16 protein-coding genes are annotated in these 19,050 nt (G+C 73.4%); 12 read left to right on the forward strand and 4 right to left on the reverse strand.

The window, feature by feature from the left end; translation table 11 throughout:
* Window positions 1-105 precede the first annotated feature (105 nt).
* Window positions 106-1,185, reverse strand: a complete 1,080-nt coding sequence (locus J7523_RS16790) for an acyl-CoA desaturase (RefSeq protein WP_291889190.1) — start codon at window positions 1,183-1,185, stop codon at window positions 106-108.
* Window positions 1,186-1,322: 137 nt separating this feature from the next.
* A complete protein-coding gene (locus tag J7523_RS16795; RefSeq protein ID WP_203752644.1) occupies window positions 1,323-1,526 on the reverse strand; it encodes a cold-shock protein in 204 nt (67 codons plus the stop codon).
* A 461-nt stretch (window positions 1,527-1,987) separates the two neighbouring features.
* Between J7523_RS16795 and J7523_RS16800 the strand changes: the two genes are divergently transcribed.
* Genes J7523_RS16800 through J7523_RS16825 form a run of 6 tightly spaced genes read left to right on the forward strand, consistent with a single transcriptional unit; the run spans window position 1,988 to window position 9,752 of the window.
* Window positions 1,988-2,080, forward strand: coding sequence for a potassium-transporting ATPase subunit F (locus J7523_RS16800; protein ID WP_203752648.1), 93 nt, complete (start codon window positions 1,988-1,990; stop codon window positions 2,078-2,080).
* Between the two features lie 8 nt (window positions 2,081-2,088).
* On the forward strand, window positions 2,089-3,741 hold the full coding sequence (kdpA, locus tag J7523_RS16805; protein WP_291889264.1) for a potassium-transporting ATPase subunit KdpA: 1,653 nt from the start codon (window positions 2,089-2,091) through the stop codon (window positions 3,739-3,741).
* Window positions 3,738-5,855 carry a potassium-transporting ATPase subunit KdpB gene (gene kdpB / locus J7523_RS16810; protein WP_291889196.1) on the forward strand — a complete coding sequence of 706 codons (2,118 nt, stop codon included), beginning with the start codon at window positions 3,738-3,740 and terminating at the stop codon, window positions 5,853-5,855. The genes kdpA and kdpB overlap by 4 nt, the downstream gene beginning before the upstream one ends.
* Window positions 5,852-6,493, forward strand: a complete 642-nt coding sequence (gene kdpC, locus J7523_RS16815; RefSeq protein WP_291889199.1) for a potassium-transporting ATPase subunit KdpC — start codon at window positions 5,852-5,854, stop codon at window positions 6,491-6,493. Before kdpB ends, kdpC begins: the two co-directional genes overlap by 4 nt.
* Window positions 6,490-9,075, forward strand: a complete 2,586-nt coding sequence (locus tag J7523_RS16820; protein ID WP_363267207.1) for a DUF4118 domain-containing protein — start codon at window positions 6,490-6,492, stop codon at window positions 9,073-9,075. The genes kdpC and J7523_RS16820 overlap by 4 nt, the downstream gene beginning before the upstream one ends.
* On the forward strand, window positions 9,072-9,752 hold the full coding sequence (locus J7523_RS16825; RefSeq protein WP_291889201.1) for a response regulator transcription factor: 681 nt from the start codon (window positions 9,072-9,074) through the stop codon (window positions 9,750-9,752). Before J7523_RS16820 ends, J7523_RS16825 begins: the two co-directional genes overlap by 4 nt.
* A 216-nt stretch (window positions 9,753-9,968) precedes the next feature.
* Here the strand turns inward: J7523_RS16825 and J7523_RS16830 are convergent, their stop codons facing one another.
* Together J7523_RS16830 and J7523_RS16835 are read right to left on the reverse strand one after the other, a co-directional pair.
* Window positions 9,969-12,515, reverse strand: coding sequence for an ABC transporter permease (locus tag J7523_RS16830; RefSeq protein ID WP_291889203.1), 2,547 nt, complete (start codon window positions 12,513-12,515; stop codon window positions 9,969-9,971).
* Window positions 12,515-13,312, reverse strand: coding sequence for an ABC transporter ATP-binding protein (locus J7523_RS16835; protein WP_291889205.1), 798 nt, complete (start codon window positions 13,310-13,312; stop codon window positions 12,515-12,517). The genes J7523_RS16830 and J7523_RS16835 overlap by 1 nt, the downstream gene beginning before the upstream one ends.
* Window positions 13,313-13,546: 234 nt before the next feature.
* On the opposite strand from J7523_RS16835, the gene J7523_RS16840 reads away from it, so the two are divergent.
* The 6 genes from J7523_RS16840 to J7523_RS16865 all read left to right on the forward strand — a co-directional run bounded on the left by J7523_RS16840 (window position 13,547) and on the right by J7523_RS16865 (window position 19,049).
* Window positions 13,547-14,212, forward strand: a complete 666-nt coding sequence (locus tag J7523_RS16840) for a TetR family transcriptional regulator (protein WP_291889207.1) — start codon at window positions 13,547-13,549, stop codon at window positions 14,210-14,212.
* Between the two features lie 52 nt (window positions 14,213-14,264).
* Window positions 14,265-15,200: an ABC transporter ATP-binding protein gene (locus J7523_RS16845; RefSeq protein ID WP_291889210.1), complete on the forward strand. Its 936-nt coding sequence runs from the start codon at window positions 14,265-14,267 to the stop codon at window positions 15,198-15,200.
* Window positions 15,197-16,834 (forward strand): hypothetical protein, encoded by a 1,638-nt coding sequence (locus J7523_RS16850; RefSeq protein ID WP_291889213.1) that lies wholly within the window; start codon window positions 15,197-15,199, stop codon window positions 16,832-16,834. Before J7523_RS16845 ends, J7523_RS16850 begins: the two co-directional genes overlap by 4 nt.
* A 64-nt stretch (window positions 16,835-16,898) precedes the next feature.
* A complete protein-coding gene (locus J7523_RS16855) occupies window positions 16,899-17,279 on the forward strand; it encodes a YchJ family metal-binding protein (protein WP_291889216.1) in 381 nt (126 codons plus the stop codon).
* Window positions 17,280-17,334: 55 nt separating this feature from the next.
* On the forward strand, window positions 17,335-18,213 hold the full coding sequence (locus J7523_RS16860) for an ABC transporter ATP-binding protein (RefSeq protein ID WP_291889219.1): 879 nt from the start codon (window positions 17,335-17,337) through the stop codon (window positions 18,211-18,213).
* On the forward strand, window positions 18,210-19,049 hold the full coding sequence (locus tag J7523_RS16865) for an ABC transporter permease (protein WP_291889222.1): 840 nt from the start codon (window positions 18,210-18,212) through the stop codon (window positions 19,047-19,049). Before J7523_RS16860 ends, J7523_RS16865 begins: the two co-directional genes overlap by 4 nt.
* The last annotated feature ends 1 nt before the right edge of the window (window position 19,050 follow it).

Below are 19,050 nucleotides of genomic sequence, written 5' to 3' on the forward strand. Positions count from 1 at the left end.
GGTCCAGGGACGGCCCTCGCCCGGAGGCGGGACCGTCGGGCGCCGGTCGGCACCCGACGAGGAGGAGGTCGGCCCGGACGGGCCAGATACCCGCCCGGAACCGCGTCAGACGCGGTACAGGGCCGTCACCGGGCAGGCGAACAGGTCGCGGTCGGGACGCCCGACGCTGTTGAGGTGCCGCACGATGATCGCGTACGACCGCGGCAGCGACACCGACGCGTAGGGGATGTTGTGCGCCTGGCAGTACGCCTTCACGAGCGGCTGCGCGCGGCGCAGGCTCGGCCGGGGCATCGACGGGAACAGGTGGTGCTCGACCTGGTGGTTGAGCCCGCCCATGAGCACGTCGACCCAGCGGCCCCCGCCGATGTTGCGGCTCGTGAGCACCTGCCGGCGCAGGAAGTCGATCCGGGCGTCCTTCGGGATCAGGGGCATGCCCTTGTGGTTCGGCGCGAACGACGCGCCCATGTAGAAGCCGAACAGCGCGAGCTGCACGACGAGGAACACGGCGGCCTTGACCGGCGACATCACGGCCAGGACGAGCGCGAGACCGCCGACCAGGCGGACGGCGAGCATCGAGAGCTCGACCCCGCGGCGCTCCATCGGCTCGCGCGACGACACCCGGCGGATCGCCGCGACGTGCAGCGCTGCACCCTCGAGGAACAGCAGCGGGAAGAAGAACCAGCCCTGCTTGCGCAGGAACCACCGCGAGAGCCTGCTGCGGTGCCGCTCGATGTCGTCGGGCGTGAACGCGATGACCTCGAGGTCGATGTCCGGGTCGGCGCCGACCTGGTTCGGCTTCGCGTGGTGCCGCGTGTGCTTGTGCTGCCACCACCCGTAGCTCAGGCCGACGAACAGGTTGGCGAGCACCAGGCTGGTCCACGTGTTGGCCCGGCCGTTCGAGAAGATCTGCCGGTGCGCGGCGTCGTGCCCGAGGAACGCCACCTGCGTGAGGACGACGGCCGCGCCGACCGCGACCGCGATCTGCCACCAGGAGTCGCCCACCAGGACGATCCCGGCGACGAGCGCGCCCATCGCGACGACGGCCGCCGTGATCCGTGCGGTGTAGTGGCCCGGGCGGCGGCGCATGAGACCTGCCGCCTGGACGCGCCGAGTGAGCTCGGTGAAGTCGCTGACCGCTCTGTCACGCGGTCGCTGCGAGGTGGGTGTCGCGGTGTCGATGGTCATGGCGGTCCGTCCTGTCGTCCCCGGTGTCTCCGAGGGAGGGGGACTTCGCGACAGCCACGCCTCGTCGTCCGGTGAATACGACGAGACCCCGGCCGCGCGGGCCGGGGTCTCGACGGGTGCTCAGTGTCGAGCGTAGGTCACAGAGGCGTGATGTTCGAGGCCTGCGGACCCTTCGGGCCCTGCGTGACGTCGAACTGGACCTTCTGGTTCTCCTCGAGCGTGCGGTAGCCGCTCGTCGCGATGGCCGAGTAGTGCGCGAAGACGTCGGGGCCGCCGTCCTCGGGGGCGATGAAGCCGAAGCCCTTCTCGGCGTTGAACCACTTCACGGTGCCAACAGGCATGATGCTCTCTTCTCTCAGGCTGGTACTGACAACCCCGTCTGACCGGGACCGGTGATCACGGTGGTCGTCGTCCGTCCGTCGAGGAAGCCTCGAGAACGTCGTGCCGGGTCTCCCGCGGCGGTCATGACAAGCGATGCACAGCGACTACGAGGAACACCGTACGGCACGGATACCCCAGATGGGAAAGGTCACACCGAAACGAGACGTCGACGACGTGGCGCGTGCGGTACCCCGTCAAGGGTGGGCGTGCGGCCGTCAAGGATCCGTCAAGGGTGGCCGCCGGGGCGCTGACCCGGGCTTACACCTGAGGAGCGGGCCCTCCCGGGGCTCGTCCGGTGCGGTCCGAGGGACCGTCCCGGCCGATCGTCGAAGGTGCCTCCCATGGCCGACCTGGCCTTCCTCGCGCTGACCGTGGCGTTCTTCGCCGCCGTCGCTCTCGTCGCCCGCCGGGCGGACCGGTCATGAGCGCGGCTGACGTCGCCGGGCTCGTCGTGGCCGCCGCGCTGCTGGTGTACCTCGTCGTGCAGCTGCTGCGCTCGGACAAGGTGCGGTGAGCGGGCCGATGGTCGCCGTCGCGCAGGTCGGTCTCGTCGTGCTGGTGCTGGCGCTCGCGCACCGGCCGCTCGGCGAGTACATGGCGCGCGTGTTCACGTCGCCGCGGCACCTGGCCGTCGAGCGGGTCGGGTACCGGGTGATGCGGGTGGACCCGGACGCGGAGCAGCGGTGGAGCACGTACCTGCTGTCGCTGCTCGGGTTCTCGATGGCCGGCGTGCTGCTGCTGTACGGGCTCGCGCGCCTGCAGGGCGTGCTCCCGATGTCGCTCGGCGTGCCGGGGTTCGACCCGGCGGGCGCGTGGAACACCGCGGTCTCGTTCGTGACGAACACGAACTGGCAGTGGTACTCGGGCGAGGCCGCCGCGGGGCACCTGCTGCAGATGGCGGGGCTCGCGGTGCAGAACTTCGTGTCCGCCGCCGTCGGGCTCGCCGTCGCCGTGGCCCTGGTGCGCGGGTTCGTGCGGTCCGGGACGGACGGGCGGGTCGGCAACTTCTGGTCCGACCTGGTGCGCGGCTCGGTGCGGGTGCTGCTTCCGCTCGCCTTCGTGGCGGCGGTCGTGCTCGTCGCGGGCGGCGTCATCCAGAACTTCGACGGGCACACCGAGATCACGACCCTCGCGGGCGGCGCGCAGCACGTGCTCGGCGGCCCGGTCGCGTCGCAGGAGGCGATCAAGGAGCTCGGCACCAACGGCGGCGGGTTCTTCAACGCCAACTCGGCGCACCCGCTCGAGAACCCGGCGCCGTGGACGAACGTCGTCGAGGTCGTGCTGCTCCTGCTGGTGCCGTTCTCGCTGCCGCGCACGTTCGGCGTGATGGTCGGCGACCGGCGTCAGGGGTGGGCCGTGCTCGCGACGATGGCGACGCTGTGGGCCGGTGCCGTGGCACTGCTGACCTGGGCGGAGACGGCCGGGCCGGGGCTCGCGCCGCTGGCCGCGGGAGGGGCTCTCGAAGGCAAGGAGGTGCGGTTCGGTGCGGCGGCGTCAGCGCTGTTCGCCGCGTCGACGACGGGCACGTCGACCGGGGCCGTCAACGCGATGCACGACTCCCTGACGGCGCCGGGCGGCGGCGTGACGATCGTCAACATGCTGCTCGGCGAGGTCGCGCCGGGCGGCGTCGGCACGGGGCTGTACGGGCTGCTGGTGCTCGCGGTCGTCACGGTGTTCCTCGCGGGGCTCATGGTCGGGCGGACGCCCGAGTACCTCGGCAAGAAGATCGGGCGGCAGGAGATCACGCTCGTCGCCCTGGCCGTGCTGACGATGCCGGCGATCGTGCTGGTCGGGACCGCGGTCGCGATCGCGACGCCCGACGGGCGTGCCGGGATCCTCAACGGCGGCCCGCACGGGCTGTCCGAGGTGCTGTACGCGTTCGCGTCGGCGGGCAACAACAACGGGTCCGCGTTCGCCGGGCTCACCGTGGCGACGCCGTTCTACAACACGCTCCTCGGGCTCGCGATGCTCGCCGGCCGGTTCGTGCCCATCGCTCTCGTGCTGGCGCTGGCCGGCCGGCTCGCCTCGCAGCGGAGCACGCCCGCGAGCGCCGGGACGCTGCCGACGCACGGCCCGCTGTTCGTCGGCCTGCTCGTGTCGGTGACGCTCGTCGTCGTCGGCCTCACGTTCGTCCCCGTCCTGTCCCTCGGTCCCGTCGTGGAGTCGTTGTCATGAGCACCGTCCTGCAGGTCCCGCCGCGGACGCCGGTCGCGCACCGGGTCCCGGGTGCACCGAGCGCGCTCTCCGCCCGGCAGCTCGCCGCGGCCCTGCCGGGTGCGCTGCGCGGACTCGACCCCCGTCGGCTGTGGGGTGCGCCCGTGCTGCTCGTCGTCGAGGTCGGCGCCGCGTTCACGACCGTGCTGGCCGTCGCCGAGCCGAGCGTGTTCGCGTGGGCGGTCACGGTGTGGCTGTGGCTCACCGCGTTGTTCGCGACGCTCGCCGAGTCCGTCGCCGAGGGGCGGGGGAAGGCGCAGGCCGCCACGCTGCGCGCCACGCAGCGGACGACGACGGCCCGCCGGGTCGTCGCCCCGGCCGACACCCTCGAGGAGACGACGTCGCTGTGGCGTCTGCCGACCACCGAGGTGCCGTCTTCGACGCTGCGGGTCGGGGACGTCGTCGTGGTCGAGGCGGGGGAGACGATCCCGTCCGACGGGGACGTGGTCGAGGGCGTCGCGTCGGTCGACGAGTCGGCCATCACCGGGGAGTCCGCGCCCGTGATCCGGGAGTCCGGCGGGGACCGGTCGGCCGTGACCGGCGGGACCGTCGTGCTGTCGGACCGGATCGTCGTGCGGATCACCGCGCAGCCCGGCCAGACGTTCGTGGACCGGATGATCGGGCTCGTCGAGGGGTCGGCGCGGCAGAAGACGCCCAACGAGGTCGCGCTCAACGTGCTGCTCACGACCTTGACGATCGTGTTCCTGCTGGCCGTCGTCACGCTGCAGCCGTTCGCGGTCTACTCCGGAGCGCAGCAGTCGCTCGTCGTGCTCGTCGCGCTGCTGGTGTGCCTCATCCCGACGACGATCGGCGCGCTGCTGTCGGCCATCGGGATCGCGGGCATGGACCGGCTGGTGCGGCGCAACGTGCTCGCGATGTCGGGCCGGGCCGTCGAGGCGGCCGGGGACGTGGACGTGCTGCTGCTCGACAAGACCGGCACGATCACGCTCGGCAACCGGCAGGCGGCTGACCTGCTGCCCGCCGCCGGGGTCTCGCCGGAGGTGCTGGCCGACGCCGCGCAGCTGTCGAGCATGGCCGACGAGACGCCCGAGGGACGGTCGGTGCTGGTGCTGGTCAAGGAGCGGTTCGGGCTGCGCGAGCGGCACGACCTGGCGGGTGCGCAGCTCGTGCCGTTCACGGCGGTGACCCGCATGAGCGGCGTCGACCTGCCGGGCAGACGGGTGCGCAAGGGAGCCGCCGCGGCCGTGACGCACTGGGTGCGCTCGACGGGCGGGCACACCGGCCCGGACGTCGCCGCGACGGTCGACGCGATCTCGTCGTCGGGCGGCACACCGCTCGTCGTCGCCTCGCAGGTCGGGCAGGCGCCGGCACGCGTGCTCGGGGTCGTCCATCTCAAGGACGTCGTCAAGGAGGGCATGCGCGAACGGTTCGACGCGCTGCGGGCCATGGGCATCCGGACCGTCATGGTCACGGGCGACAACCCGCTCACCGCGGCGGCCATCGCAGCCGAGGCGGGCGTGGACGACGTGCTCGCCGAGGCCACGCCCGAGGACAAGCTCGCACTCATCCGCCGCGAGCAGGCCGGTGGCCGGCTGGTCGCGATGTGCGGCGACGGCACCAACGACGCCCCGGCGCTGGCGCAGGCCGACGTCGGCGTCGCGATGAACACGGGCACCACGGCCGCCAAGGAGGCCGGGAACATGGTCGACCTCGACTCCAACCCGACCAAGCTCATCGAGATCGTCGAGATCGGCAAGCAGCTGCTCATCACGCGCGGCGCGCTCACCACGTTCTCCGTCGCGAACGACGTCGCGAAGTACTTCGCGATCCTGCCCGCGATGTTCGTCGTCGCGTTCCCGCAGCTGGCCGTGCTCAACGTGATGCACCTGGCCAGCCCGGAGTCGGCCATCCTCTCGGCGGTCGTGTTCAACGCGCTCGTCATCGTCGCGCTGCTGCCGCTGTCCCTGCGCGGCGTGCGGTACCGGCCTGCGGCGGCCTCGGTCATGCTGCGCCGCAACCTGCTGGTCTACGGCGTCGGCGGGCTGGTCGCGCCGTTCGTCGGCATCAAGCTCCTCGACGTCGTCATCTCCCTCCTCCCCGGGATCGCCTCATGACCACGACCCTCGCTCCCCGTCCCGTCGGCACCACCGCGGTGTCGTTCGTCCGCCAGACGCTCGCCGGCCTGCGCGTGCTGCTCGTCCTCACGGTGCTGCTCGGGGTCGTCTACCCGCTCGCGGTCACCGGCGTCGGGCAGGCGTTGTTCCGGTGGCAGGCGTCCGGGTCGCTCGTCGCCGCCGACGCGTCGCGGGTGACGTCGCCGTCGTCCGCGGTCGGCTCTGTGCTCGTGGGTCAGCAGTTCGCGGGGGAGCAGTGGTTCCACCCGCGGCCGTCGGCGGCGGGGGACGGGTACGACACGCTCGCGTCGGCCGGGTCGAACCTCGGGCCGAACAACCCGGAACTCGTCGCCGCGATCGACGCACGGCGCGCGCAGGTCGCCGCCGACGAGCGCGTGGACCCGTCGCTCGTGCCGCCGGACGCGGTCACCGCGTCGGCGTCCGGGCTCGACCCCGACATCTCCCCGGCGTACGCGCGGCTGCAGGTCGCGCGGGTCGCCCGCGAGCGGGGGCTGCCGCAGGACGAGGTCGCGGCGCTCGTCGAGCGGCACGTCGTGGGCCGGGACCTCGGGTTCCTGGGGGAGCCGCGGGTCGACGTGCTCGCCCTCAACCTCGCGCTGCGCACAATGGGCTCGTGACCGGCGTCGAGGGCAGCCAGCCTGAAGACTTCGTCACGCCGGACGTGACGAAGGCTTCAGCCGGAGCGTCCGCCGGGGCCGCGGCGCGCCCCGGCGCCCCGGACATCCGGGCCCGGCGTGGACGGCTCACCGTCTATCTCGGCGCCGCGCCCGGCGTCGGCAAGACGTACGCGATGCTCGACGAGGCCCACCGCCGGGCGGCGCGCGGCACGGATGTCGTCGTCGGGCTCGTCGAGACCCACGGGCGTGCCGCGACCGCCGCGCAGCTCGACGGCCTGGAGGTGCTGCCGCGGCTCGTCCTGACCCACCGGGACAGCGAGTTCACCGAGCTCGACGTCGACGCCGTGCTGCGCCGTGCCCCGCAGGTCGCGATGATCGACGAGCTCGCGCACACCAACGTCCCCGGCACCCGGCACCCCAAGCGGTGGCAGGACGTGCACGACCTGCTCGACGCGGGCATCGACGTCGTCACGACCGTCAACGTGCAGCATCTCGAGTCGCTCAACGACGACGTCGAGGCCATCACGGGCATCCGGCAGCGCGAGACGGTCCCCGACCAGGTGGTGCGGGACGCCGACCAGATCCAGCTCGTCGACCTGCCGCCGCAGGCCCTGCGGCGACGGCTCGCGCACGGCAACGTGTACCGGGCCGAGCAGGTCGACGCGTCGCTCGCGTCGTACTTCCGGCTCGGCAACCTCACCGCGCTGCGCGAGCTCGCGCTGCTGTGGCTCGCGGACCGGGTCGACGACGCGCTCACCGACTACCGCCGCGACCACCGCATCGAGACGCCGTGGCCCGCGCGCGAGCGGATCGTCGTCGCCGTCACCGGCGGCCCCGAGGGGGACACGCTGCTGCGCCGGGGTGCGCGCATCGCCCAGCGGGCTGCCGGGTCGGAGCTGCTCGCCGTGCACGTGCTCGCGACCGACGGCCTGCCGAGCGCGCCACCCGGGCGGATCGCGGCGCAGCGCGAGCTCGTCGAACAGCTCGGCGGCACGTTCCACACGGTCGTCGGGGAGGACGTCCCGAGCGCGGTCGTCGACTTCGCGACCGGCGTGAACGCCACGATGATCGTCGTCGGGGTGTCCCGCCGGAGCCGGTGGCGCGAGGCACTGTCGGAGGGCAACGGGACCGAGATCGCGAGGCTGGCCGGGGCGATCGACGTGCACCTCGTGACGCACGAGAAGGCCCGGTCCGGGCGGCCGCGGCTGTCCGGACGGTCGCCCCTGTCGCCGTCGCGGCGGCTCGCCGGGTGGCTGCTCGCACTCGTCGGGCCCGTGCTGCTCACGTGGGTCCTGTCGCTGCTGCGCGACTCGATCAGCCTGCCGACCGAGCTCATGCTGTTCCTCACGCTCACGGTGCTCGTCGCGATCGTCGGCGGGTTGTGGCCGGCCGTCGTCAGCGCCGTCGCGGGGTTCCTGCTGCTCAACTGGTTCTTCACCGAGCCGACGGGGCTGCTCACCATCGAGCGGCCCGAGAACGCGCTCGCGCTCGTGGTGTTCGTGCTGGTCGCCGCGGGTGTCGCGTCCGTCGTCGACCTCGCTGCCCGGCGCACGGGTGAGGCGTTCCGGGCGCGTGCGGAGGCGTCCGCGCTCGCGTCCGTGTCGCGGGCCGTGCTATCCGGGGACGACAGCGCGGAGGCGCTCGTCGGACGGCTGCGCGAGACGTTCACGCTGCGGGCCGTCTCGCTGCTGGAGCGGTCGGGCGCGTCCTGGACCGTGCTCGCGTCGTCGGGTCCCGAGCCCGCGCTGCGCCCGGAGGACGGCCAGGCGGTGCTGACCGTCGACGAGACGCGCGTGCTCGCCCTGTGCGGCCGGGTGCTGCCCGCGAGCGACCGCCGGGTGCTGGAGGCGTTCGCGTCGCAGGTCGGCGCGGTGCTCTCGCAGAACCGGCTGCGGGAGCAGGCCGAGCAGGCGCGCGTCCTCGAGCAGGCCGACGCGACGCGGACGGCCCTGCTCGCGGCCGTCTCGCACGACCTGCGCACCCCGCTCGCCACGATCCGGGCCTCGGTCGACGCGTTGACGGGCCTCTCGCTCGGGCCCGCCGACCGGGCCGCCCTGGAGGAGGCGCTCGCCGACTCCACCGACCGGCTCGAACGGCTCATCGACAACCTGCTCGACCTGTCCCGCCTGCAGACCGGCAGCGTCCGCCCGGTGCTCCGCGACACGAGCCTCGACGAGGTCGTCCCCCTGGCCGTCGAGGGGTACCCCGCCAACGTCGTCCGCCTCGACCTGCCCGAGACGCTGCCGCTCGTGCGCACCGACCCCGGGCTGCTCGAACGCGTCGTCGCGAACCTCGTCTCCAACGCCGTCCGCTACGGGCCGCCCGTCGTCGTCAGCGCGCAGGACTCGCCGGAGGGCCTCGTCGTCCGCGTCGCCGACAACGGGCCCGGCCTCGACGACGATCTCAAGGTGCACATGTTCGAGCCGTTCCAGCGGCTGGGCGACGGGTCCGGCACCGGCCTCGGGCTCGGCCTCGCCGTCGCCGACGGGCTCGCGACCGCCGTCGGCGCCGAGGTCCGCGCCGAGGACACCCCTGGCGGCGGACTGACGATGGTCGTGCTCGTGCCGCGGGCCTCGTCGTGAGCCGCGTCCTCGTCGTCGACGACGAACCCGGCCTCGCGCACGCCCTCGCCATCACGCTGCGCGCGTCCGGGTGGACCGTGACGACCGCCGACGACGGCGCGCACGCGATCGCGTCGGCGGCGCACCACCCGCCGGACGTGATCCTGCTCGACCTCGGGCTGCCCGACATGAGCGGCCTCGACGTCATCACCGCCGTCCGTGGCTGGTCGCGCGTGCCGATCGTGGTGCTGTCCGCCCGGCAGCACGGCGAGGACAAGGTCGACGCGCTCGACGCGGGCGCCGACGACTACGTGACGAAGCCGTTCGCGATGAACGAGCTGCTCGCGCGGCTGCGGGCGGCCGTGCGGCGGTCCGCTGCGCCGTCGGACGGCGACGAGGCGGTCGTCGTCGCCGGGTCGCTGACCGTTGACCTGGCCCGGCGGCGCGTGCTGCGCGACGGCGTCGACGTGCGGCTCACGCCCACCGAGTGGTCGATGCTCGAGGTGCTCGTGCGCAACCGGGGGCGTCTCGTGTCGCGTCGGCAGCTGCTGCAGGACGTGTGGGGGCCTGGGTACTCCGACGAGACCCACTACCTGCGCGTCTACTCGGCGCAGCTCCGGCGCAAGCTCGAGGACGACCCGGCGCATCCGCGGCACATCGTCACCCAGCCGGGGATGGGGTACGTGTTCGAGGTGTGAGCGTCGCCATAGCGGCTTCCGACGTCATGCAGCAGATCGGCCACGAAATCGGTCGTTCTCGCCACTGACCGTGTCATCCGGACGATTCACCCGCTAGGTTCGTCGGTGGTCGGGGCAATGGCGCCTCGGCCGCTTCTCGTCCGGGATGGCATCGCCCGCGGCCGGACGACCCGCGAGGTCGCGGATCGCCCGGCCCGGCTCAGCAGGTCTCGCGCGTCACTCGTAGGCGACGGCGTCGAGCACCTTCAGCCTGGCCGCCCGCGTCGCGGGCCACACCGCAGCGAAGACACCCACGACGACCGCGAGCACCAGCATCCCGGCGAGCGTCCCCCACGGGACGACCAGCGTCGACAGGCCCTCGTCGGCGAACACCGTCGGCAGCGTCGACGCCAGTGCGACGCCCACCCCCAGCCCGAGCACCGTGCCGAACACGGCGGTGAGCACCGACTCGATCGTCACCGTCCCCGCGAGCTGAAGACGGCCGAGGCCGACGGCCCGCAGCAGCCCGATCTCCCGCGTCCGCTCGATCACGGACAGCGCCAGTGTGTTGACGATCCCGAGCACTGCGATGACGAGGGACAGGCCGAGCAGCGCGTACAGGATCACGAGGACCTGCTTCACCTGGTCGGCGAGGCTCGACACGAACTCCGCCCGGGTGAGCACCGAGACCACGACGTACGGCGCGACGGCCTCGCTGACGGCGGCCTTGAGCTCGCTGGTGCTCACGCCGTCGGCGGCGGCCACGAGGATCGTGTCGACCTGCTGCTGCTCGCGGGGCACAAGTCCGTCGAGCACGCCCTGGTCGACGACGAGCGGCGCCCCGAGGACGTTGGTCGTGAAGACGGCCGTGACGACGAGGTCCTGCGACCCGTCCACCCCGGCGACCGTGAGCGTGTCGCCCACGCCCCAGCCGTTCGTCTCGGCCGCGCTCTCCTGGACCGCGACCTGCCCGGCGCCGAGCGTGTCGAGCGCACCGTCGACCACGTCGACCTCGACCGACCCGCCCAGGGTTCCCGCGCCCACGCCGATGACGTACTGCACCTCGGGCGCTGTGTCGCCGGCGGTCACGCCGAGCGGGGCGAACGCGATCGCGTCCGACCTCCCCGTCTCGGGCAGGGCGGCGACGTCGTCGACCGCGCCGGCTGGGATGACGTTCGTGGCCGACCGCACCACGACGTCGGCGTTGGTCTGCGCCTCCACGACGGCGGCCACCGACTGCTGCGCGGTCACGGCGATGACCGAGACGGCACCGACGAGGGCCATGCCGATCATCAGCGCGCCCGCGGTGTTGGCGGTGCGGCGCGGGTTGCGCACGACGTTGCCGCGCGCGAGCCGTCCGACGGGCCGCAGCAGCCGGACGAACGGCCACGCGAGCACCCCGACGGCGGTCCGCGCGACGGTCGGCGAGAGCATCAGGACCCCCACGAGCACCGCGGCGGCGCCGACGCCCAGCGCCGTCTCCGCACGGTCCGACTCGGGCCGCACGAGCGCCGCGACGACGGCGGCCGCGCCGAGCGTGGTGACGGCGAGCCCGCCGATCGCACGCCAGCGCAGCGACCGTTCCGGGGTGGCGACCTCGTCGCGCATCGCCTCGACGGGCGGCACGAGCGCCGCGCGACGGGCGGGCAGGGCGGCGGCCAGGACGCTGACGGCGGTGCCGACGACCAGCGAGACGACGATCGTGGTCGTGTCGACGGGGATGCTCCCGACGAGGTCCATGCCGACCGCCCCGAGGCCGACCCGCAGCAGGGAGACGAGGCCCAGGCCGCCCAGGATGCCGAGCGTCGAGCCGACCAGGCCCACGACGGCGGCCTGCACGAGCACCGACGCGAACACCTGCGATGGCGACGCCCCGACGGCGCGGAGCAGCGCGAGCTCGCGCATGCGCTGCCGCACCGACATCGAGAACGTGTTGGAGATGATGAACGCGCCGACGAACAGCGCGATGCCCGCGAACACCAGCAGGAACGTCGTGACGAACCCGAGCTGGCTCGCGATCTCGTCCTTGTTCTCCGTGCGCAGCGCGTCACCCGTGACGACCTCGAGCCCGTCGGGGACGAGGGGGGACAGGCGGTCGACGAGCTGGTCGACCGTCGTGCCGTCCGCGGCGTAGACGGCGATGTCCCCGACGCCCCCCTCGGGAGCGAGCACGTCCATGCCGGTCTGCTCGTCGACGAAGACGATCGTCGCGCCCGCCATGGGTCCGCCGGCGTCCACCCGACCGACGATCTCGACCTGGGTCACCTGGCCGCCCAGCACCGCGTCGGTGGTGTCGCCGACGGCGAGGCCCGACGAGTCCAGGGTGGCCGACTCCAGCGCGACCTCTCCCGGCCGCTGCGGCCCGCGGCCCTCGACGACGTCGAGCGACGGGTCGTCCGGCACGTACATGAGGGCGAAGGACGGCGCCTGCGTGCTCTGCACGGCGGTCCCGTCGGCTCCGACCAGGACGATGGGTCCCTGGACGTCGGGGATCGCGTGCGCGACGCCCTCGACGTCCGCGACCTCGTCGACGAGGGTGCGCGGCACGCTCGCCCCCGTCGCGTCGGCCTCGCCCGTGACCACGGACGAGCCCTCGGCCTGCTGGACGCGGACGTAGGCGTCGGCGGGCGCCGCGGCGTCGACGATCCCGTCGAACGTGCCGGACAGCATGGTCCGCAGCGCGAACGTGCCCGCGACGAACGCGACGCCGAGCGCGACGGCCAGCAACGACAGCAGGAACCTCACCAGGTGCGCGCGGATGCCGCGCAGCGCGACGCGTCCCATCAGAGCGCCGCGGTCTGAGCGGCCGCCACCAGCGAGCTGTCGGCCGAGCCGGCACGTGCGGGACGTAGCGCCGCGAGCGTGGCCAGCACCGACTCGGGCGTCGGGTCGGTCAGCTCGCCGACCAGCCGTCCGTCGGCCAGGAACAGCACGCGGTGCGCGTACGACGCGGACGTCGGGTCGTGCGTGACCATGACGACGGACTGCCCGAGCTCGTCGACGGACCGGCGCAGGAAGCCGAGGACCTCCGCGGACGACGCCGAGTCCAGGTTGCCGGTCGGCTCGTCGGCGAACACCACGGCGGGCCGCGTGACGAGGGCTCGGGCGCACGCGACCCGCTGCTGCTGGCCGCCCGACAGCTCGGACGGCTTGTGGCTCAGGCGGTCCGCGAGGCCGACGGCCTCCACGACCGTGGCGAGGTGCTCGCGGTCGACGGGGCGGCGCGCGATGTCGAGCGGCAGCGTGATGTTCTCCAGCGCGGTCAGGGTCGGGACCAGGTTGAAGGCCTGGAACACGAACCCGAGGCGGTCGCGCCGCAGCTTCGTCAGCCGGCGCTCGTTCATCCCGCTGACCTCGAGCCCGTCGACGACGACGGTGCCGGCGTCGGTGCGGTCCAGGCCGGCCATGCAGTGCATGAGCGTCGACTTGCCGGAGCCGGACGGCCCCATGATCGCGGTGAGCTCACCTCGGCCGAAGTCGACGTCGACGCCCGCGAGGGCATGCACCGCCGTGTCGCCCTTGCCGTACGTCTTGACCAGACCCCTCGCACTCGCGATCGGGGTCGTCGGCTGGCCCGTCATGATCCTCCACCTCACTACGCGTCCGGATGCCCCTGCGTGACCATGCTCCCGAGCGGCGGACCGCCGCCGCATCGGTGATGTCCCTGGTCAGGCCCCTGGTCGCACCCTGAGCCGCCGCGCTCGGGTCTACACCGGCGGGGTCGCGCGCGGGTGGGTCGAAGGTCCCCGATGTGGACGGCAACGGTCCGACGAAGGGGCTGGCGCTCGGCTGAACACGTGTTTAGAGTGGTGAACGTGCGTTCAGTCGATAGTGACGACCTCACCACCCGCGCCCGCATCCGCGACGCCGCCATCGCCCGCTTCGGCCGCGACGGCTTCCGGGCCGGCCTGCGCGCCGTGGCCACCGACGCGGGCGTGAGCCCCGCGCTCGTCATCCACCACTTCGGATCGAAGGACGGCCTGCGCGCCGAGTGCGACGCCTACGTGCTGCGGACCATCCGCGAGACGAAGACCGAGGCGATGACCCGGTGGTCGCCGATGCAGGTGGTCGGCGCGATCGACGACGCGGAGCAGTACGCGGCGATCTTCGGCTACGTCGTCCGGGCCCTCCTGGAGGGCGGGCCGGTGGCCGCCACCTTCGTCGAGGGCATGGTCGCCGACGCCGCGTCCTACCTCGCGGAGGCGGTGCAGAGCGGCACCGTCCGGCCCAGCGCCGACCCCGTCGGGCGGGCGCGGTACCTCATCGCGACGAGCGTCGGCATGCTCCTGATCGCGCACCTCGAGGCCGAGGCCGGCCGTGGCGTCTCGCCGACCGTCGACCCGGCCGGGGCGCTGCGGGAGATCTGGCGGTCCGTGCTGCTGCCCGGCCTCGAGGTGATGACGTACGGCCTCCTGACGACGAGCGAGCTTCTGGACGAGTTCAGAGCAGCGACCGACGGGCACGCGACCGCACCGCCGTGAGCGGCGCGCACACCTCCCGCCACCCGTAGCCCTCCCAGCAAAGGAAGTCGTCATGAGCACCCTCGCCATCGAGGTCGCCGGGCTGCACAAGTCGTTCGGCACCACGCACGCCCTCGACGGGCTCGACCTCGTCGTCCCCGCCGGCACCGTCGCCGGCTTCCTCGGGCCCAACGGCGCCGGGAAGTCGACCACCATCCGCGTGCTGCTCGGCCTCCTCAAGGCCGACCGCGGCACGGTCCGCCTGCTCGGGGGGGACCCCTGGACCGACGCGGTCGCGCTGCACTCCCGGCTCGCGTACGTGCCGGGCGACGTCACGCTGTGGCCGAACCTCACGGGCGGCGAGGCGATCGACCTGCTCGTGCGGCTGTCCGGCCGCCCGCTCGACCCGCGGCGCAAGGACCAGCTGCTGCAGCGGTTCGAGCTCGACCCCACCAAGCGCGCGCGCACGTACTCGAAGGGGAACCGGCAGAAGGTCGCGCTCGTCGCCGCGCTCGCGACGCAGGGCGTCGAGCTGCTCGTGCTCGACGAGCCCACGTCGGGCCTCGACCCGCTCATGGAGGCGGTGTTCCAGCGGTGCGTCCGGGAGGCGACCGCCGAGGGGGTGTCCGTGCTGCTCAGCAGCCATATCCTCGCCGAGGTCGAGGAGCTGTGCGACACCGTGACGATCATCCGGCAGGGCAAGGCCGTGCAGCACGGCACCCTCGCGGAGCTGCGCCACCTGACCCGCGCGCGCGTCAGCACGGTCGTCGCGGGCACGACGGACGCGCTCGCGGCGCTCGACGGCGTGCACGACCTCACGACCACGGACGGGCATGTCACGTTCCACGTCGACAACGACGCGTTGCCGCAGGTCACGAGAGCCCTGGCCGACCTGGCGCCGTCCGCGCTCACCATCACGCCGCCGTCGCTCGAGGAGCTGTTCCTGCGCGAGTACGGCGACGAGCTGGCCGCGCTGGAGGGCTCGAGCGAGCCGGCGGCGACGCGATGACCGCCGTCGCCCTCGCCCCGACGACGCTCGCCCCGGCGCGTCCCGGCGGGCTGCTCACCGGCACCGGGACGCTGCTGCGGCTCGCGCTGCGCCGCGACCGGGTCCGCATCCCCGTCACCGTCGCGATCCTCGTGCTGATGATGGAGTCGACCTATTCGGCGGTCGCGAGCGCGTACCCGACCGTCGAGCAGCGGCAGGCGCTCGCCGCGACGATCGGCAGCAACACCGCGTTCCTCGCGCTGCTCGGTCCCGCGCGGCACCCCGAGTCGCTCGGGGCGATGGCCTGCTGGCGCATCGGTGCGTTCCTCGCGCTCGTCGTGGGCATCCTCGGCGCGATGACGACCGTGCGGCACACGCGCCGCGAGGAGGAGGCCGGCCGGCTCGAGCTCGTCGGTGCTCTGCGCGTCGGAAGGCTCGCCGCGCTCACCGCCGGCCTGATCACCGCGCTCGTGCTCGTCACCGTCACGTCGTTCGCCGTCGCGATCCCCGTGCTCGGCGAAGGGGGGCTCGGCGCGCTGGCGTTCGCGTTCCAGAACCTCGTGTCCGGCCTGGCCGGGGTCGCGATCGCGGCGGTCGCCGTGCAGGTCGCGTCCGTCGCGCGCACCGCGAGCAGCATCGCCGTCTCGATCCTCACGCTCACGTACGTGCTGCGGGCCGCCGCCGACATCTCCGACTCGGTGTCCTGGCTGGCGTGGCTCAGCCCGATGGGGTGGGGCCAGAAGATCGACCCGTTCGGCGAGAACCGGCTCGGCCTCGTGCTGCTCGGCGTCGCGACGCTCGTCGTCGGCGCCGCGGTCGCCTACCGGATGGCGCTGCACCGCGACCTCGGCGCGGGCCTCATCGCCGACCGACCCGGCCCCGCGGGCGACCCGCGCCTCGGGTCGGTGTCGGCCCTGACGTGGCGGCTGCAGGGCACCACGCTCGGCACCTGGGTCAGCCCGGTCGCGGCGTACACGCTGCTCGTCGGGTTCATCCTCGACTCGGTCGACGACTTCGCCGGGGACAGCCCGCAGATGCAGCAGATCATCGAGCAGATCGGCGGGAAGGGGGCGCTCCAGGACGTCTTCGTCGTGACGATCATGAGCTTCGTCGGGCTCGCCGCCGGTGCCTACGTCGTCGCGGCGCTCGCCCGGCTGCAGACCGAGGAGTCCGCCGGCCGCACCGAGCTGCTGCTCGGCCGGTCGGTGCCGCGGACCACGTACCTGCTGGTCAACGTGGCCGTCGTGACGGTCGGGACGGTCGTCCTCGCGCTCGCCGCCGGGCTCGCGATGGGCACCGGGTACGGGATCGTCGCGGGGACGTGGGCGTCGTCGTTCTGGCCCATCGTCGGGGCCGGGCTCGTGCAGGTGCCCGCGGTGCTCGTCGTGGTCGGGTTCATGACGGCGCTCTACGGGTGGGTGCCGCGGCTGGTCGTGCTGGGCTGGGCGCTCGTCGTCTGGTCCCTGCTCGTGGGCCTGCTCGGTGAGCTGCTCGGGCTGCCGTCGTGGCTGCAGGAGCTGTCTCCGTTCGCGCACGTCCCCGGCTACCCGCTGGAGGACGTCACCGCAGGACCGCTGCTCGCGCTCGCCGGCATCGGGCTCGTCCTCGCGGCGCTCGGTGTGGTCGGGTTCCGACGTCGCGACGTCGTCGCCTGAACGGTCCCCGGGCCGCGTTGCTACGGTGTCGCCCACGGGGGCCAGGCGCGACCAGAGGACGGCCATGAGCGACTGCCCGTGCGGCTCGGGAGACGACTACGACGTGTGCTGCGGCGCGCTGCACGCCGGGCGCCGGCCCGCCCCCACGGCCGAGGCGCTCATGCGGTCCCGCTACTCCGCCTTCGCCGTCCGCGACACCGTCTACCTGCTCGCCACGTGGCACCCCGGCCACCGCCCGGACACCCTCGACCTCGACGACGACGTGACGTGGCGACGCCTCGAGATCGTCCGCACCGACGCCGGCGGACCGTGGGACGACGAGGGCACCGTCGAGTTCGTCGCGCACTACGCCGAGCCCGCCGGACGAGGTCAGCTGCACGAGACGAGCCGGTTCGTCCGCCAGGACGGAAGGTGGCTCTACGTCGACGGCGTCGTGGCCGGGTGACGACATGCCCGTCCGGTCCTTCCGGCCAGGCGGGGACATACGCCAGCATGTCGGCATGAACGGGACAGAGCCGGCCATCGTCGTCCGGGATCTGCGCAAGCGCTACGGGGTCAAGCAGGCGGTCGACGGCCTCGACCTGACCGTCGACGCGGGGGAGATCGTCGCCGTCCTCGGCCCGAACGGGGCGGGGAAGACGACCACCATCGAGATCCTCGAGGGGTACCGCCGCCGCGACGACGGGCACGTGCGCGTGCTCGGCGCGGACCCCCAGACCGCCGGGCGGGCCTGGCGGTCCCGCGTCGGCATCGTGCTGCAGAGCGCCAACGACCTCGCCGAGGCGACGGTCGCGGAGCTCGTGCGGCACTTCGCCCAGTACTACCCCGACCCACGGGACGCCGACGAGGTGATCGACGCCGTCGGGCTGCGCGAGAAGGCCCGCACGCGGGTCCGGCAGCTCTCGGGCGGCCAGCGGCGGCGGCTCGACGTCGCGCTCGGCATCGTCGGCCGGCCCGAGCTGCTGTTCCTCGACGAGCCGACCACCGGGTTCGACCCCGAGGCCCGTCGCGCCTTCTGGGACCTCGTGCGCGGCCTGCGCACCGACGGGACGACGATCCTGCTCACCACCCACTACCTCGAGGAGGCCGAGGCGCTCGCCGACCGCGTCGTCGTGGTGCGCGACGGGCGGGTCGTCGCCGAGGGGGCGCCCGCGGAGCTCGGCGGGCGGGCCGCCCGGCAGGCCGTCGTGCGGTGGAGCGTCGACGGCACGCGGCACGAAGAGCGGACCGAGACACCGACGGCGGTCGTCACGCGGCTCGCCGCGACCGCGGGCGGCGAGGTGGCCGGTCTGGAGGTCGTCCGGCCCACGCTCGAGGACGTGTACCTCGAGCTCATCGGCGGCGCGCACGCGGACGACATGGTGGAGATCGCCGGGTGACCGCCCCGGCGGCACCGGCCACCACCCTGCCCGGGACGCTGCGTCTCGGCGTCGCCCGCAGCCGGCTCGAGCTGCGGACCTACTTCCGCGAGCGCGACGCCGTCGTGTTCATCTTCGCCTACCCGGTGATCATGCTGGCGATCTTCTCGACGGTCTTCGGGCAGGACGGTGCGACCGTCGGGCCGTCGCCCGGCATCCCGTTCGCCCAGTACTTCCTGCCCGGCATGGTCGCGACGGGCGTGATGCTGTCGAGCTTCCAGTCCCTCGCCATCTCGATCGCGGTCGAGCGCGACGAGGGCGGGCTCAAGCGGCTGCGCGGCACGCCCCTGCCCGCGACGTCGTACTTCGCCGGCAAGGTCGGCCAGGTGCTCGTCTCGTCGCTCGTGCAGACCGCGCTGCTGCTGCTCGTCGCCGCCGTGCTGTTCTCCGTGCCGATGCCGTCGACGGCGGACGCGTGGGGCACGTTCGCGTGGGTGTTCCTGCTCGGCACGGCGTCCGGGTCGGTGCTCGGGGTCGCGTTCTCGTCGGTGCCGCGGTCGGGGCGGTCCGCGTCGGCCGTCGTCACGCCCGTCGTGCTGGTGCTGCAGTTCATCTCCGGCGTGTTCTTCGTGTTCAACGACCTGCCCTCGTGGATGCAGGCCGTCGCGTCCGTGTTCCCGCTCAAGTGGATGGCGCAGGGGATGCGGTCGGTGTTCCTGCCGCCGGCGGCCGAGGCGTTCGAGGTGTCCGGGTCGTGGCAGCACGGGGCGACGGCCGCGGTGCTCGTGGCGTGGCTCGCCGTCGGGCTCGTGGTGGGGACGCGGACGTTCCGGTGGACGCGGCGCGACGACGGGTGAG

The sequence above is a fragment of the Cellulomonas sp. genome (genome assembly GCF_017744555.1).
Taxonomy (GTDB): Bacteria; Actinomycetota; Actinomycetes; order Actinomycetales; family Cellulomonadaceae; genus Cellulomonas.